This window comes from Hyphobacterium indicum (assembly GCF_003129605.1).
In the GTDB taxonomy this organism is placed as follows: Bacteria; Pseudomonadota; Alphaproteobacteria; order Caulobacterales; family Maricaulaceae; genus Hyphobacterium; species Hyphobacterium indicum.
In genome coordinates this window covers 667882-682645 of the sequence record NZ_QBDX01000001.1, presented here as the reverse complement: position 1 = coordinate 682645, position 14764 = coordinate 667882, and the positions used below count along the sequence as shown (strand labels likewise).

At 60.8% G+C, this 14764-nt stretch carries 12 protein-coding genes; 3 read left to right on the top strand and 9 right to left on the bottom strand.

Annotated features, from left to right (window positions below; translation table 11 throughout):
• Positions 1-19 precede the first annotated feature (19 nt).
• The gene (locus tag DBR16_RS03335) at positions 20-709 is read right to left on the bottom strand and encodes a molecular chaperone DjiA (RefSeq protein WP_109259798.1); all 690 of its coding nucleotides are present in this window, start codon (positions 707-709) and stop codon (positions 20-22) included.
• On the opposite strand from DBR16_RS03335, the gene DBR16_RS03330 reads away from it, so the two are divergent.
• Both DBR16_RS03330 and DBR16_RS03325 read left to right on the top strand, forming a co-directional pair.
• Entirely contained in the window at positions 708-4352 is a 3645-nt protein-coding gene (locus DBR16_RS03330; RefSeq protein WP_109259797.1) for a hydantoinase B/oxoprolinase family protein, read from the top strand. The two genes, DBR16_RS03335 and DBR16_RS03330, sit on opposite strands and share 2 nt — an antisense overlap.
• A 160-nt stretch (positions 4353-4512) precedes the next feature.
• Positions 4513-5031 carry a fasciclin domain-containing protein gene (locus tag DBR16_RS03325; RefSeq protein WP_109259796.1) on the top strand — a complete coding sequence of 173 codons (519 nt, stop codon included), beginning with the start codon at positions 4513-4515 and terminating at the stop codon, positions 5029-5031.
• A 114-nt stretch (positions 5032-5145) separates the two neighbouring features.
• Here the strand turns inward: DBR16_RS03325 and DBR16_RS03320 are convergent, their stop codons facing one another.
• From DBR16_RS03320 to DBR16_RS03305, 4 genes are read right to left on the bottom strand one after another with little or no spacing between them, the layout of a single operon-like run.
• Positions 5146-6183, bottom strand: coding sequence for a succinylglutamate desuccinylase/aspartoacylase family protein (locus DBR16_RS03320; RefSeq protein WP_109259795.1), 1038 nt, complete (start codon positions 6181-6183; stop codon positions 5146-5148).
• Positions 6180-7085 (bottom strand): 30S ribosomal protein S6--L-glutamate ligase, encoded by a 906-nt coding sequence (rimK, locus tag DBR16_RS03315; protein ID WP_109259794.1) that lies wholly within the window; start codon positions 7083-7085, stop codon positions 6180-6182. Before rimK ends, DBR16_RS03320 begins: the two co-directional genes overlap by 4 nt.
• 48 nt (positions 7086-7133) lie before the next feature.
• Positions 7134-7574 carry an ATP-dependent zinc protease family protein gene (locus DBR16_RS03310; protein ID WP_109259793.1) on the bottom strand — a complete coding sequence of 147 codons (441 nt, stop codon included), beginning with the start codon at positions 7572-7574 and terminating at the stop codon, positions 7134-7136.
• A gap of 3 nt (positions 7575-7577) precedes the next feature.
• A complete protein-coding gene (locus DBR16_RS03305) occupies positions 7578-8168 on the bottom strand; it encodes a hypothetical protein (protein ID WP_109259792.1) in 591 nt (196 codons plus the stop codon).
• A 143-nt stretch (positions 8169-8311) separates the two neighbouring features.
• On the opposite strand from DBR16_RS03305, the gene DBR16_RS03300 reads away from it, so the two are divergent.
• Entirely contained in the window at positions 8312-9163 is an 852-nt protein-coding gene (locus DBR16_RS03300) for a pirin family protein (RefSeq protein WP_109259791.1), read from the top strand.
• Here DBR16_RS03300 and metH read toward each other — a convergent pair.
• Genes metH through DBR16_RS03280 form a run of 4 tightly spaced genes read right to left on the bottom strand, consistent with a single transcriptional unit; the run spans position 9160 to position 14758 of the window.
• Positions 9160-11814 (bottom strand): methionine synthase, encoded by a 2655-nt coding sequence (metH, locus tag DBR16_RS03295; protein WP_109259790.1) that lies wholly within the window; start codon positions 11812-11814, stop codon positions 9160-9162. The genes DBR16_RS03300 and metH overlap by 4 nt on opposite strands.
• Entirely contained in the window at positions 11811-12872 is a 1062-nt protein-coding gene (locus DBR16_RS03290) for a homocysteine S-methyltransferase family protein (RefSeq protein ID WP_109259789.1), read from the bottom strand. Before DBR16_RS03290 ends, metH begins: the two co-directional genes overlap by 4 nt.
• A 3-nt stretch (positions 12873-12875) precedes the next feature.
• Positions 12876-13775: a methylenetetrahydrofolate reductase [NAD(P)H] gene (gene metF / locus DBR16_RS03285; protein WP_109259788.1), complete on the bottom strand. Its 900-nt coding sequence runs from the start codon at positions 13773-13775 to the stop codon at positions 12876-12878.
• The gene (locus tag DBR16_RS03280; RefSeq protein ID WP_109259787.1) at positions 13772-14758 is read right to left on the bottom strand and encodes an ArsR/SmtB family transcription factor; all 987 of its coding nucleotides are present in this window, start codon (positions 14756-14758) and stop codon (positions 13772-13774) included. The genes metF and DBR16_RS03280 overlap by 4 nt, the downstream gene beginning before the upstream one ends.
• Positions 14759-14764: the final 6 nt, after the last annotated feature.

Genomic DNA, 14764 nt, shown 5'->3' with positions numbered 1-14764 from the left:
ATGACCTGGACCAAATTATTCAGCGGGATTCTGCGGCCCTTTCGTCCCTCACTGCGGCATAGGCGGCATTAATCGCCGCCATTTTATCCACAGCAAGGCGTTGCAATTCTGCCGGAACACCACGCGCCATCAAGGCGTCAGGATGGTTTCGGGCGGCCATGCGGCGATAAGCGCGCTTCAATTCCTCGTCATCCGCATCGGGATTGACGTCCAGAATGACATAGGGATCACTGGAATCGACCAGCCCATGCGACATGCGCATGCGCCGGAATTCCCGCGCTGTGAAGCCGAAAATCTCGGCAACGGTTTGCAGATAAATGAGTTCGTCCTCTGTGACGGCCCCGTCCGCCTTGGCGATGTGGAACAGGCCGTCGAGTACATCCTCCAGCACTGCCGGGTGCTGGCGGAAGCGGCGCGCCAGCCGCCGGGCATAGCCGTCAAATCCCAGCGTGGTTTCCTTGGCGAGATTAAAGACCCGCGTCAAAACCTCGGCCCCGTCAGGCGGCGCGCGGAAGACCTGCTGGAAAGCGGCGATTTCATTGCGCGTGACCACGCCGTCCGCCTTTGCCATCTTCGCGCCCAGACCGATCAGGGCGATGGCAAAATCCGCATCATCGACGCGGTGGCCGGGGCCGCAATCCTCGCCCTCGCAATCAAAGGGGTCGGGCTCACCGGTAATGAAGTCTGTCAGCTTGCGCCAGAAGCCCATGAGTCTAGTCTCCGTCTCTCCATGTAACGCCGCTGGCTGGGGAATAGAAGGCGTGTCAGGCACCTGGGAATTCTGGATTGATCGCGGCGGCACATTTACGGACGTGATTGCGCGCCGGCCTGATGGCCGATTACAGGCGCTCAAGCTGTTGTCGGAGAGCCCGGACTATCCCGATGCCGCCTCAGAAGGCGTCCGCCGCATGCTGGGCCTTTCGCCTGATGAGGCGATCCCGGCGGCGCAGATAAATGCCGTGAAAATGGGCACAACAGTGGCCACCAATGCCCTGCTGGAGCGAAAGGGTGCCGAGACCTGCTTTTTGGTCACGGAAGGGTTTGAGGATTTGCTGGTCATCGGCGATCAGACCCGACCAGACATCTTTGCCATGGCGATTGACCGGCCCTCGCCCCTGCACCACCACATCGTCACCACAACGGCGCGGATGGATCCCGACGGCAGGGAGATCCGGCCCGTTGACGCAGAAGCGCTCCGGGGCGCGCTTGCCGCCGCAAAAACCAAGGGCGCGCGCACCTGTGCAATCGCTCTGATGCATTCCTATGCAAATACTTCACATGAGAAATATATTGCTTCCCTGGCGTTGGAAGCCGGGTTCGAAACCATCATCTGCTCGAGCGAGGCCAGCCCTCTGGTCAAGATTGTACCGCGTGCCTCAACAGCCGTGCTGGATGCCTATCTGACGCCGGTGCTCCGCGACTATGCCGGCAGGGTTGCGAGCCGGATGGAAGGGGCACCGCTGTATTTCATGCAATCCTCCGGGGGGCTGACATCAGCGGACCAGTTCGCGGCACGGGATGCCGTTCTGTCAGGGCCGGCTGGCGGTGTGGCGGGGATGGCGAAGACGGCGCAGGCGGCCGGTTATCCGCGTGTCATCGGGTTTGATATGGGCGGAACCTCCACGGACGTCTCCCGCTATGACGGGGATCAATACGCCCGTGTCAGCGAAGCGAAAATCGCCGGCCAGCGTCTGCGCGCGCCCATGCTGGCGGTGCATACGGTTGCTGCCGGAGGTGGCTCTGTCCTGAGTTTTGATGGTGAACGCACGCGCGTCGGCCCCGACAGTGCAGGCGCCCTGCCCGGCCCGGCAGGGTATGGACGCGGCGGGCCGGCCACTGTGACGGACGCCAATATCGTGCTGGGCCGCATCCAGCCATGTCACTTCCCGCGGACTTTCGGGGAAGACGGGCGGTCTGCCCTTGATCTGCCGGCCAGCCGCAAGGCGCTCGATGCGCTGGCGCGCCAGACCGGGCTGGGGTCGGCTGAAAATGCCGCCGAGGGCTTCCTCGCCGTTGCGGTGGAAAACATGGCGCAGGCGATCAAGCAGATCTCCATAGGCGAAGGTGTGGACCCTGCCCGCTATGCGCTTTCCGCCTTTGGCGGCGCGGGCGGACAGCATGCCTGCAAAGTCGCCGAAGCCATCGGTATGACAACCGTCCTGATCCACCCCTATGCCGGGCTGTTGTCGGCGCTCGGGATTGGCCTGGCCGAGCTTCGGGAAACCCGCGAGGCGGCCGTCGAGGATGCGTTTGACGCTGCCTTCGATGCGGCGTGCATGACCGCCCGCCAGCTGGGCGAGACGGCCCGCTCCACCTTGCTGGATCAGGGCGCAGAGGCTGACACGGTCCGCGTCAAAAGCCGTCTGCGCTTGCGTGTGTCGGGCTCTGATACTGCCATTGCGGTGTCATTGTCTGATGCGGCCGACATGCAGACCGGATTCCGGGCCGCTCACGAGCGCCTTTTCGGCTTCGTGCCGGAGGGCGAATTGATCATCGAGTCGGTCGCTGCAGAGGCCGAGGCGGACCCTCCCGGGGCAAGTGGCTGGATGATTGATCTGCCGCATGGCGGAGAGGCTATTGCGGTCACGGAGACCCGCCGGGTTTTTCATCAGGGACGTTGGCAGGACTGGCCGGTCTACCGGCTGGACGAAATGGCGGCGGGTACGCAACTGGCGGGCCCGGCCCTCATCGTCGAGCCCAACTCGACCATTATTGTCGACCCTGGCTGGCGGGCAAAGCGCCTGCCGGATGGCATGCTGGTCCTGGAATATGAGGGCAGCGGCCAAACCGGCGATGCCGACACGGCGCTCAATCCCGTCCGGCTGGAGCTTTTCAACAAGCGATTCATGTCGGTGGCAGAACAGATGGGCGTCACGCTGGAGCGGACCGCCCACTCGGTGAACATGAAGGAGCGGCTGGATTTTTCCTGTGCTGTCTTTGATGCCGATGGCGGTCTCGTGGCCAATGCCCCGCACATGCCGGTGCATCTCGGTTCGATGTCGGCGAGTGTGAAAGCGGCCGCATCCGCTCATCCTGATCTTGGCCCGGGGGATGCTGTCGCTGTCAATGCGCCCTATGAGGGCGGCACACATTTACCCGACATCACCGTCGTCGTGCCGGTGCATGACGAGCTGTCGGCGGAACGTCTCTTCTATGTTGCGGCGCGCGGACATCATGCCGATGTCGGCGGCATAGCGCCCGGCTCCATGCCGCCTTTTTCAACCTCCATCGAAGAAGAAGGCATTTCCTTTGCTAACGAATTAATTCTGCGCAAAGGGCAGTTCGACACTGATGCCGTCCGCAATACGCTGACGGCCGGCCGCTGGCCGGCGCGCAATCCGGACCAGAATATTGCCGATCTCAAAGCCCAGCTGGCGGCGTGTGCAAAAGGCGCAGCGGAGTTGAAACGCATGGTGGCCGATCACGGCCGGGACGTGGTTGCGGCCTATATGGGCCATGTCCAGGATAATGCCGAGCGGGCGGTCAGGCGGGTGATCGAAGCGCTGGATGATGGCAGCGCCACCATCAGCATGGATGATGGCGCTCAGATCCAGGTCGCCATCCGTGTGAACAAGGCGGCGCGATCGGCCGTCATCGATTTTACCGGCACGAGCGCGCAGCTTGCCAATAATTTCAATGCCCCGTCCAGCGTTGCGCGAGCGGCTGTGCTCTATGTTTTCCGCTGTCTGGTCGGCGACCAGATCCCGCTTAATGAGGGCTGCCTCAAGCCTCTGGAGTTGATCATCCCGGAGGGCTGCCTGCTGAATCCGCAATACCCGGCCGCCGTTGTGGCCGGCAATGTCGAAACCAGCCAGATGGTCGTCGATGCCCTCTTTGCCGCAACAGGCCGGATGGCCGCGGCCCAGGGGACGATGAACAATCTGACGTTCGGCAATGAACGGCACCAGTATTACGAGACAATCTGCGGCGGCTCGGGAGCCGGCATCGGTCCGGAGGGAGACGGCTTTGCCGGAACGGACGCCATTCATACCCATATGACCAATTCGCGCATGACGGACCCGGAAGTGCTGGAACGGCGCTATCCGGTGCGCGTCATCCATCACCGTATACGGTCCGGCTCGGGCGGCACGGGTGAGTATACCGGCGGGAATGGCTCGGTCCGGTGCCTCGAATTTCTGGAAACCATGGACGTGGCGCTGTTGTCTTCGCACCGGCGCAAATCGCCCGCCGGACTGTCCGGTGGCGGAGATGCGAAATGTGGTGCACAGCGCGTTATCCGTGCGGATGGCAAAAGCGAAGGTCTGGAAGGGCTGTTTTCGATCCAGGTTCATCCGGGCGACCGCATCGAGATCGAAACGCCCGGCGGCGGAGGTTACGGCAAGGCCTGTTAGGGCGAAATCCGGGCATTTCTACCTCGAACCCCTTATTATTAAACATGTTTAATCCGGCAATCCGAACCGGCTGAGCCTGCGTAGAGAGGGATGTCTGACGTTAACGCGTCGAGGCAGGGGGCCTGTTGGCCCCGTCCCCCCGAACTCAGGAGTTTTATTCATGCGTAATCTTCTTCTAACCGCCGCTGCCGCCGCTGTTCTGGCCGCGCCGGCCTTCGCCGGTGATCAAGCCGCCGCCGCCAAGGTCGACCATCATGCGTCGATGCAGGACGACATTGTCGAAACCGCCATCAATGCCGGCTCCTTCACCACCCTCGTCGCTGCCGTTCAGGCTGCGGGCCTGGTCGAAACCCTGCAAGGCGAGGGTCCGTTCACCGTCTTCGCGCCAACCGATGAAGCGTTTGCCGCACTTGGCGAAGACACGATCAACACACTTCTGCAACCGGAAAACCGTGACCAGCTGGTTTCCATTCTGACCTACCATGTTGTGCCGGGCGAATACTTTGCGGGCGATCTGGCCGGGCAATCCCTGTCTGTCGCGTCCGTCCAGGGCGATACCATAGACATTGATGCCACCGGTGACGCCGTCCTGATTGACGGTGCCACTGTGATTTCTGCGGATGTCGATGCATCCAATGGCGTCATTCACGTCATCAATCAGGTGATCATGCCCGACTAGATGCGAGGCAGATCATATTGAAAACGGGAGTGTGGCTGTCCCTTCCCTGTCCTTAAAGCCCGCTTCCGAATACCGCCCGCAGACGCGCCCCGTCTGCGGGCGCACCTTTTCTGGCTAGAGTATTTCGTCCTCGTCGAACAAGGGATGGCCTTCAAAGGCCTGTTCCAGCCCGGTGTGACCGTCCTCTGTCCGGGGCTTGACGATTTCCGCTATGTGAAACAACGCATCGCCTTCATTCATCACCGGCAACATGGTCCGGCCGATAATGATGCCGGTCAGAGGCGAGAGCACTTCAACCTCCCGGTCGCCCAGAGGGTCAGCCAGGGCGGCAATCACTTCACCTTCCTCGATCCAGGCACCAATGGTCTTAAAGGCGCGCAGTACACCGCCCATGGGTGCCCTGACCCATTCGGATGACTGGCTGATATCCGGCGTGAGCGGCGAGCGAATACCTTTCGCCTGGCGGATCATTCCGACCTCCCGCAGAACGCGTAAAATGCCGGTGACGCCGATCCGCAGCGCAGTTTCGTCGAACCGCAGGGCTTCACCACACTCATAGACCAGAACATCCTTGCCCAGTTCCCGCGCGGCATGCCGCAGGGAGCCGTCGCGCAGTTTCGATACCATGATGACCGGCGGGGCAAAGGCCTTCGCCAGTTCCATCGCCCGCTTTGACCCACCGTCAATCCGGATCTGGGGCAGGTTGACGCGGTGTTCTGCTGCCGAATGCAGATCAATGCCAACATCACAGCGCGCAACGATCTCGGCCATGAAGAGTTTTGCCAGACGCGCGGCGAGCGAGCCCTTGGCGGCCCCCGGAAAGGACCGGTTCAAATCGCGCCGGTCCGGCAGATAGCGGGTATGATTGATGAATCCGAATGTATTGACAATGGGGACACAAATCAGCGTGCCGCTCAGTGATTTCAGCTGTTTGGTCCGGACCAGACGGCGAATGATTTCGACGCCGATGATTTCGTCGCCATGGATCGCGCCGGACACAAAGACGGTCGGCCCCGGCTTCCTGCCATGGATGATCATGACCGTCATGGTGACAGGTGTATGATCGGACAGGACCGCAACCGGCAATTCTATTTTTGCGCGCGTCCCCGGCGCGATCGAGTGACCGGCAAATTCAAATGGCGGCTGATTCACCCCGTGCCCTTCGTTCTGGTCTTTCCCGGTTTGGCGGTTTTCTCGATCAGATCAATGATCTGCCCGGCCACGTCAAAGCCTGTTGCGCCTTCAATGCCTTCGAGCCCCGGCGAAGAATTGACTTCCATCACCACCGGGCCGTGATTGGACCGCAACATGTCCACGCCGCAGACATGGAGGCCCATGATCTTGGCCGCACGCACAGCCGTTGCCCGCTCTTCCGGCGTAATCTTGATCTTCGATGCGCCGCCTCCGCGATGCAGGTTGGAGCGGAATTCCCCCTCCCCGCCCTGGCGTTTCATCGCGGCGACAACCTTGCCACCGACCACGATGGTGCGGATATCGGCCCCGCCGGCTTCCTTGATGAATTCCTGGACCAGAATATTCACCTTGGCCCCCCGGAAGGCCTCGATCACCGATTTGGCCGACCGGCGTGTCTCGGCAAGAACCACGCCGACGCCCTGGGTTCCCTCGAGCAGTTTGATGACGACGGGTTCGCCGCCCACCATTTCGAGCAGGTGATCCAGTTGGCGCGTGTCGTGGGCGAAGGCCGTTACCGGAAGGCCGATCCCTTCCCGGGACAATAATTGCAGCGAACGCAGCTTGTCGCGAGAGCGGTTGATGGCCACGGACTCAGCCAGCGTCCAGGCACCGGTCATTTCAAACTGGCGGACAACCGCTGTGCCATAGGCAGTAATGGATGTGCCGATCCGCGGAATGACAGCATCATATCTGGGAAGCTCTTCGCCACGATAATGCAGGGCCGGACGATGGGATGTAATATTCATGTAGATGCGCAGCGTATCCAGCACATCGATTTCATGGCCGCGGGCTTCCGCCGCCTCGACAAGCCGCCGATGCGAATAGAGGTCCGGGTTCCGGCATAGAAGAGCTAGACGCATGACGTTTCCAATGGTGGCTTCTGTTCAATTATGGCGTGCATGAAAAGGTTATCGGCCGCAGAGATACGAAGCTGACGGGTCAATCAGCGTTCGGCCACTCAGTGACGTGCGCCCCAGTAGCATACGAAAGCCCATCTCGTCACGCCGCGATAATGTCAGGTCAATGGGCCAGATCCGGTTGCCCAGCTTCAGCCTGGTCCGGATCAGGAAGCGTTTTGAAATCTGACCGTTGGATGACCGGATCATGCGTTCATCCACCACCGGGGCTTCGCAGAAAATGCGCTTTGCATTATTCTTCTGCAGCGGATGCAGTTCGAACCGCACCCATCTCACACCGTCTTTTTCAAATGGTTTGATGTCCCATGCATGGACGGCAGACGTGCGCGCGCCAGTGTCGATCTTGGCCTTGATGCGCGCATCCTCGAATTCCGGCAGCACGATCCACTCGCGCCAGCCAATCGTAAACTGGGACTTGCGGGGGGCGGAAATCGCCTAATCCCCCAGCCAGCCCTGGAAAGTGACGCCCTCGAAGATGACATCCCCGATTTTCAGATCACCCGTGAGCGCAGAAGACGAGCTGGGATCGCCATTCATCATCTGCCGGATCTGGTCCATCTGCCACTGGCCCTCGAACCGGATCTCGCCCAACACTTCGTGCTGGCCCGCGAATGCCATGCCTTCATCGGATATGCGGAATATTTCGGGGGCAAGGCTGTAGGTGACCTCGTAATAGGTATTTCCGAGCTCGCCGATGCCTGTCGGGCTGGACGTGTCATCAAACCCCACACTTATGGGCGGCCAGGCATCCGGCTCGCCATTCATATAGGCTTCCACTTCCCAATCCATGGCCAGTGAGATGCTGGACATCTGGATGGGACCGATTGCGACATCGTCATAGGGCAGGAAATAGCCGAATATTTCCTCGGAAAGGGTATAGGATTGACCGGTCAGATCTGCCGCAATGGACGATATGTCGACATCCGTCTGAACCGATCCCGGTGCGGGTTGCGCATCCGTGGCGGCGCTATCGCAAGCGGCCAGTGCAAAAAGTGAAATGAAGCCTGTTCCAAATGTCCTGAACATCTGATTCCCCTTATTGATTGCCGGGATAGTAAGCCAGACTGCCAAAGGACGCCATTGCTTCCAGCGTGGAAAAACGGGGTTTTCGGTGATCAGCCTATTGCTGAATGCTATCTAACCCATATTGGCGGCAAAGGAGACCTGACATGACAACGATCAGACCGCTTGTACATCTTGAACCCGGCATGGCCGCCAGCGACGGGGCGGGCGTCAAGCTTAACCGCTTGCTCGGCACACCGCGCCTGCCGCAAATCGACCCTTTCCTGATGCTGGACAATTTCCATTCCGACAATCCGGATGATTATCTCGCCGGCTTCCCACCGCATCCGCATCGCGGCTTTGAAACCGTGACCTACATGTTTGCCGGCCGTATGCGCCACAAGGACAATAAGGGTCATGAAGGCGTGATCGAGCAAGGCGGTGTGCAATGGATGACGGCCGCCGGTGGTATCGTCCATTCGGAAATGCCGGAACAGGAGGACGGGCTGATGTCCGGCTTCCAGTTGTGGATCAATCTGCCGCGCGCGGAGAAAATGAAGCCCGCAGGCTATCAGGAATACCGCGCCGACCAGATCCCGACCGATACACGCAAAGGCGCGGCGGCGAAAATCGTTGCCGGGACGACGTCGACGGGTGTCGAGGGCCCGGTGAAGAATATCACGGTTCAGCCCTTTTTCGCCGAAATCCATCTCGAACCAGGCGCGGTCTATGAAGAGCCGTTGCCCGCGGATCATTCGGCCATCGTTGCGGTCCATGACGGGGCCATCCTGTTGCCGCGGACCGGCAGCGAGGCACCGATGGCCGTCAATCGCGGCGAGCTGGGCGTGCTGGGCGAGGGGAGCCTGACGCGGCTGGAAGCGGGCCCGGATGGCGCGCGCCTGTTGCTGATTGCGGCAAAACCCTTGCGGGAACCGGTCGCTCGCGGCGGACCTTTCGTGATGAATACGGAAGGCGAAGTCCGCCAGGCGATGCTGGATTACCAGACAGGGCGGTTCTAGGCCGCGTCCTTCTTGGCCTCTGTCTTCGGATCGTATCCGAGGATGGGGGCCAGTGCCTTTTCGGCCTGCTTCAGCGTCCAGCCCTTGCGCCGCGCATAATCGGCGACCTGGTCCTCGCCGATGCGGCCGACCACGAAATATTCGCTGTCCGGATGCGCCAGATAAAGGCCGGAGACTGATGATGGCGGCGTCATGGCGAAATTCTCTGTGAGCTCGACACCGCAGGTGGCAGGCGCCTCCAGCAATTCGAACAGGGTCAGTTTTTCCGAGTGGTCGGGCTGTGAGGGATAGCCGGGCGCCGGGCGGATGCCCTGATAGGCCTCCCGGATAAGATCGGCATAGGAAAGGGATTCCTCGGGTACATACCCCCAGATTTCCTTGCGCACGCGCTCGTGCAGATATTCCGCCAGTGCCTCGGCGATCCGGTCGGAGAGGGCCGCGAACATGATGGCAGAATAATCGTCATTATCCGCCCGGAATTGCGCGATAATGTCCGGATTATCGCCTGCGGTGACACAAAAGCCGCCAATCCAGTCTGCCCCTTCCGGCGCCAGAAAATCACTGATCGAGAGGTGTGGCCGGTCATTCGATTTGGCTGATTGCTGCCGCAGGCCAAAGAAGCTGGCGCGCTTTTCCCTCCGGCTTTCATCTGTCCAGACGGTGATGTCATCGCCCTCGCGATTGGCAGGCCACACACCGGCCACGCCGCGCGGCCGCAGCCAGTTTTCGGCAATGATGCGGTCGAGCATGGCCTTGCCATCGGACAGCAGGGCGCGGGCCGCTTCTCCACGATTGGGATCATCGAGGATTTGCGGATAGACGCCCTTGATGTCCCAACTCATGAAAAACGGCGTCCAGTCAATATAGGGTACAAGGTCTGCGACGCTGACATCATCCACCACCGTCAGGCCGGGAGTTTTCGGAGCTGCAACGGGCGGGGTTTCAATGGCGCGGCCGTTAGCGCGAGCGTCTGCAAGCGAGAGCCGGTTGCGGCCAGACTGGGTGCGGGCGCGCACTTCACGAATGCGGGCAAGCTCGTCCCTGACGCCCTTGGCGTAGGCTTCCCGGTCAGACGATAGAAGCTTTGAGACGACCCCGACGGCCCGGCTGGCATCATTTACATGCACGACAGGACCACCGGAATAGGCGGGCTCGATCCGCAACGCTGTGTGGGCCGGGCTCGTAGTGGCGCCGCCGATCAGCAGCGGCAGGTCAAAACCAAGGCGCTGCATCTCGCTGGCGACATCGACCATTTCGTCAAGGGACGGGGTGATGAGGCCGGACAGTCCGACAATGTCGGCGCCTTCAGCGATAGCGGTTTCGAGAATGGTCGAGCCCGGCACCATGACGCCGAGATCGACGATCTCATAGCCATTGCACTGCAGCACGACGCCGACAATATTCTTTCCGATATCATGGACGTCGCCCTTCACCGTGGCGAGGACGATCTTGCCATTGGACTGGCCTTCCAGCCCCGACCGGCGCTTTTCCTCTTCCAGATATGGCAGCAGCCAGGCGACAGCCTTCTTCATCACGCGGGCGGACTTGACGACTTGCGGCAGGAACATCTTTCCGGCCCCGAACAGATCGCCGACGACATTCATGCCGTCCATCAGCGGCCCCTCAATAACCTCGAGCGGTTTATCAAAAGCGAGGCGCGCTTCCTCGGTATCCTCGTCGATATGGTCCGTAATGCCGCGGACCAGCGCGTGTTCCAGACGTTTGGCAACCGGCCATTCGCGCCATTCGGCCGTAACTTTCTCGGCGGCCTCACCACTGCCGCGATAGCGTTCGGCCATCTCCAGCAGGCGTTCGGAAGCGCCGGCCTTGCGGTTCAGAATGACATCCTCGACCACGTCGCGAAGTTCGGGGTCAATATCATCATAGATGTCGAGCTGGCCGGCATTGACGATGGCCATGTCGAGCCCGGCCTGAATGGCGTGATAGAGAAAGACCGAGTGCATGGCGCGGCGGACCGGCTCATTGCCGCGAAAGGAAAAAGACAGGTTGGAGACACCCCCCGAGACATGGGCGTGAGGCAGTTCCGCCCGGATCCGGCGCGTGGCTTCGATAAAGGCGACGCCATAATCATTATGGTCGGCAATGCCGGTCGCGACGGCAAAGATATTCGGATCGAAGATGATATCTGAGGGCTCGAAATCCAGTTTATCGACCAGCAGGCGGTAAGCGCGCCGGCAGATTGCAAATTTGCGGTCCGCGGTTTCCGCCTGACCGGATTCGTCGAATGCCATGACCACGACGGCGGCGCCATAGCGCTGGACCAGGCGGGCCTGCTCCAGAAACTGGTCTTCACCCTCCTTGAGGCTGATGGAATTGACGATGGCCTTGCCCTGGACGTTTTTCAGCCCTTCCTCGATGACCTCCCATCTGGAGGAATCTATCATCACCGGCACGCGGGCAATGTCCGGCTCTCCGGCAATCAGGCGCAGGAAGGTCCGCATGGCGGCTTTTGAATCCAGCAGGCCTTCATCCATATTGATGTCGATGATCTGCGCGCCGTTTTCGACCTGTTGCCGCGCCACGGAGAGGGCTTCGTTGTAATCCCCCTCGGTGATCAGCTTGCGGAAGCGTGCCGAGCCGGTGACGTTGGTGCGTTCACCAATGTTTATGAAGGACTGGGCGGCACTCATGACGCCAGCCTGAACGGCTCGAGACCGGACAAAAGCATATGCTGCGGGTGTGTCAGGGGCTTGCGGGGCGGTACGCCCGAGACGGCCTCTACTATGGCGCGCGTGTGCTGCGGAGTGGTCCCGCAACAGCCGCCGACAATATTCAACAGACCCGAGCCTGCCCATTCGCCCAGATGGGCGGAGGTCGTTTCCGGCGGTTCGTCATAACCGCCCAGATCATTGGGAAGCCCCGCATTCGGGTAGGCATGGATGAGCGTATCCGCAACCCGTGACAGTGCGGCGGCATAGGTGCGCATCTGGTCAGCCCCCAGGGAGCAATTGAGCCCGACACTGAGCGGCTTTGCATGCCGGATGGAGGCCCAGAAGGCCTCAACCGTCTGACCGGAGAGATTGCGCCCCGAGCGGTCAACCACGGTCATGGAAAGTGCCATCGGTATCGGTTCGCCGCGCGCTTTTTCAAGGTCCAGAACGGCGGCAATGGCGGCCTTGGCATTCAGCGTGTCGAACACGGTCTCGATCAGCAGATAGTCGGCACCGCCATCAACAAGACCGGCCGCCGCTTCGGCATACACGCAGACCATATGGTCAAAATCCGTGGCCCGGTATTCCGGCTGGTTCACATCCGGCGACAGTGAGAGTGTGGCATTCGTCGGTCCGATTGCGCCGGCCACCCAGCGCGGATGGTCCGGCGTGGTAAATTCGTCCGCGACCTTGCGCGCGGCCGCGGCGGCCGCCTTGTTGATGGCGTAGCTTTCGTCCGCCAGGCCATATTCGCCCTGACTGATGGCATTGGCGTTGAAGGAGTTTGTGGAGATGATTTCCGCCCCGGCCTCGGCATAGTCGCGGTGGATCGCCTCGATCACATCCGGCCGTGTCAGATTGAGGATATCATTATTGCCCTTGAGATCGCGGTCATGTCCGGCAAACCGGCTGCCGCGGAAATCCGCCTCGGTCAAGCCCTTGCCCTGGATTTCCGTGCCTTTGGGGCCATCCAGAACAATGATGCGTTGTTCGACCGCCGCTTTCAGCGCGGCAATGCGTGTACATCGATCCGGCATGGCTCAGGCAGCCTCCGCGAACGAACGCACACCCAGAAGGCGCACAAGACAAATCGCCAGGCTGGCGCGGTTCAGCGTGTAGAAATGAAAATGCTCCGCGCCGCCCTTTTCCAGCTTACGTGCGAGCTTGGCGACGACATTAGCGGTCACCAGATCGCGGGTTGCGGCATCGTCTTCCAGCCCTTCATAAAGTGGTGGAAGGCTGCCCGGAACAGATGCTCCGCACAGACCCGCCATGCGCTGCAGACCGGCAAAATTGGACTGCAGCATCAGGCCGGGAATGATCGGGATGGAGATACCGGCTGCCACAGCGCGGTCACGGAAACGGAAGAAGACGTCCGGATCGAAGAAGAACTGCGTCACAGCGCGGGTGGCCCCGGCGTCAATCTTGCGTTTCAAAACCTCGAGATCATGTTCCTCTGACGGGCTGTCAGGATGACGCTCGGGATAACAGCCAACGGAGACCTCTCTGACGCCGGCATCGCGGATGGCCCGCACCAGCTCGGAGGTGCAACTGAAACCGCCCGGATGGGTTTTATAGGTCTCTCCGACACCGGCCGGCGGATCACCACGCAAGGCAATGATATGATCCACACCGGCGGCCCTGTAGTCATGAATGATGCCGGTGGTTTCATCGCGCGTGGCTCCCACACAGGTCAGGTGGGCCGCCGCCTCCAATCCGGTTTCCTTCAGGATCCGCTTGACCGTGTTGCGCGTGCGTTCCCGGGTGGAGCCGCCCGCACCATAGGTGACCGAGACAAAATCCGGGCGGTAGGGTTCCAGTTTTTCAACAGTCTCCCAGAGGCGGGCCTCCATGGCATCGGTCTTTGGCGGGAAGAATTCGAACGAGACCGTCGGCGCGGATGTACGCCCGAAAGCAAAAGGTTGCGGTTCACAGGTCATGCGCTTGTGGCCTTCCTTGTGCTGCTCGCCGTATCTGAACGGACAGGCGCGCGACGAGCGGACCAGATTTTCACAGTCAATCGGTTTTCCGGCTCTTCTGGATGGAGGGAGGAGCGGCGGCGCATTTCCAGTCCGGCGTCTTCCACCCAGCCGGTGATTTCTTCATCGGAGAAACCGAGTTTTCTGTGTGCGTGTTCGGTTTTCAGGAATTCGAGCTGGTGAGGTGCGAAATCCGCGATCAGCAAGACACCACCGGGCTTCAGGACACGGGCGCATTCGGCAATCGCAACCGCCGGGTCATCAAGATAGTGCAAAACCTGGTGAACGGTCACGAGATCGGCCACGCCATCATCAAACGGCAATGCCGACACATCGGCCTTACGCACGGACGCACCGGACAGACCGGCGCGTTCCAGATTGAGCCGCGCGACATTCAGCATGGCATGATTGACGTCAATACCGACGCTCTCACTGGTGCGGTCCGCGAAGACCTCGAGAATACGGCCGGTTCCCACGCCGACATCGATCATCAGGCCAAAGGGTCCGGCTCCCGCGGCATCCCGCATCGCCGCCTCGACCTCATGCTCGGACAGGTGCAAGGCGCGGATCCGGCCCCAGTCCTCATTGGCTCTTTCGAAATAGGCTTCAGCAGCGGCTGCCCGCGCGGATTTGACGGTGGCCAACCGGTCAAGGTCTCGCTTCAGCACGGGATCATCCGGCGGCGTCAGATCACCAATAACATTGGCGATACGTTGGCCAGGGCCTGCCGACACCAGACGATAAAAGACAAATGAACCTTCGGGCTGTCGTTCAACAAGTCCCGCATCGGTGAGCAATTTCAGATGCCGGCTGACACGGGGCTGGCTCTGCCCCAGGACCTGCACAAGTTCCGAAACCGTCAACTCGCCCAGGGCCAGTAGCGTCGCGACGCGAAGCCGGGTTGGCTCCGCGAGAGCCTTCAATTGTCCAATCAGATGTTCCATGTCGAT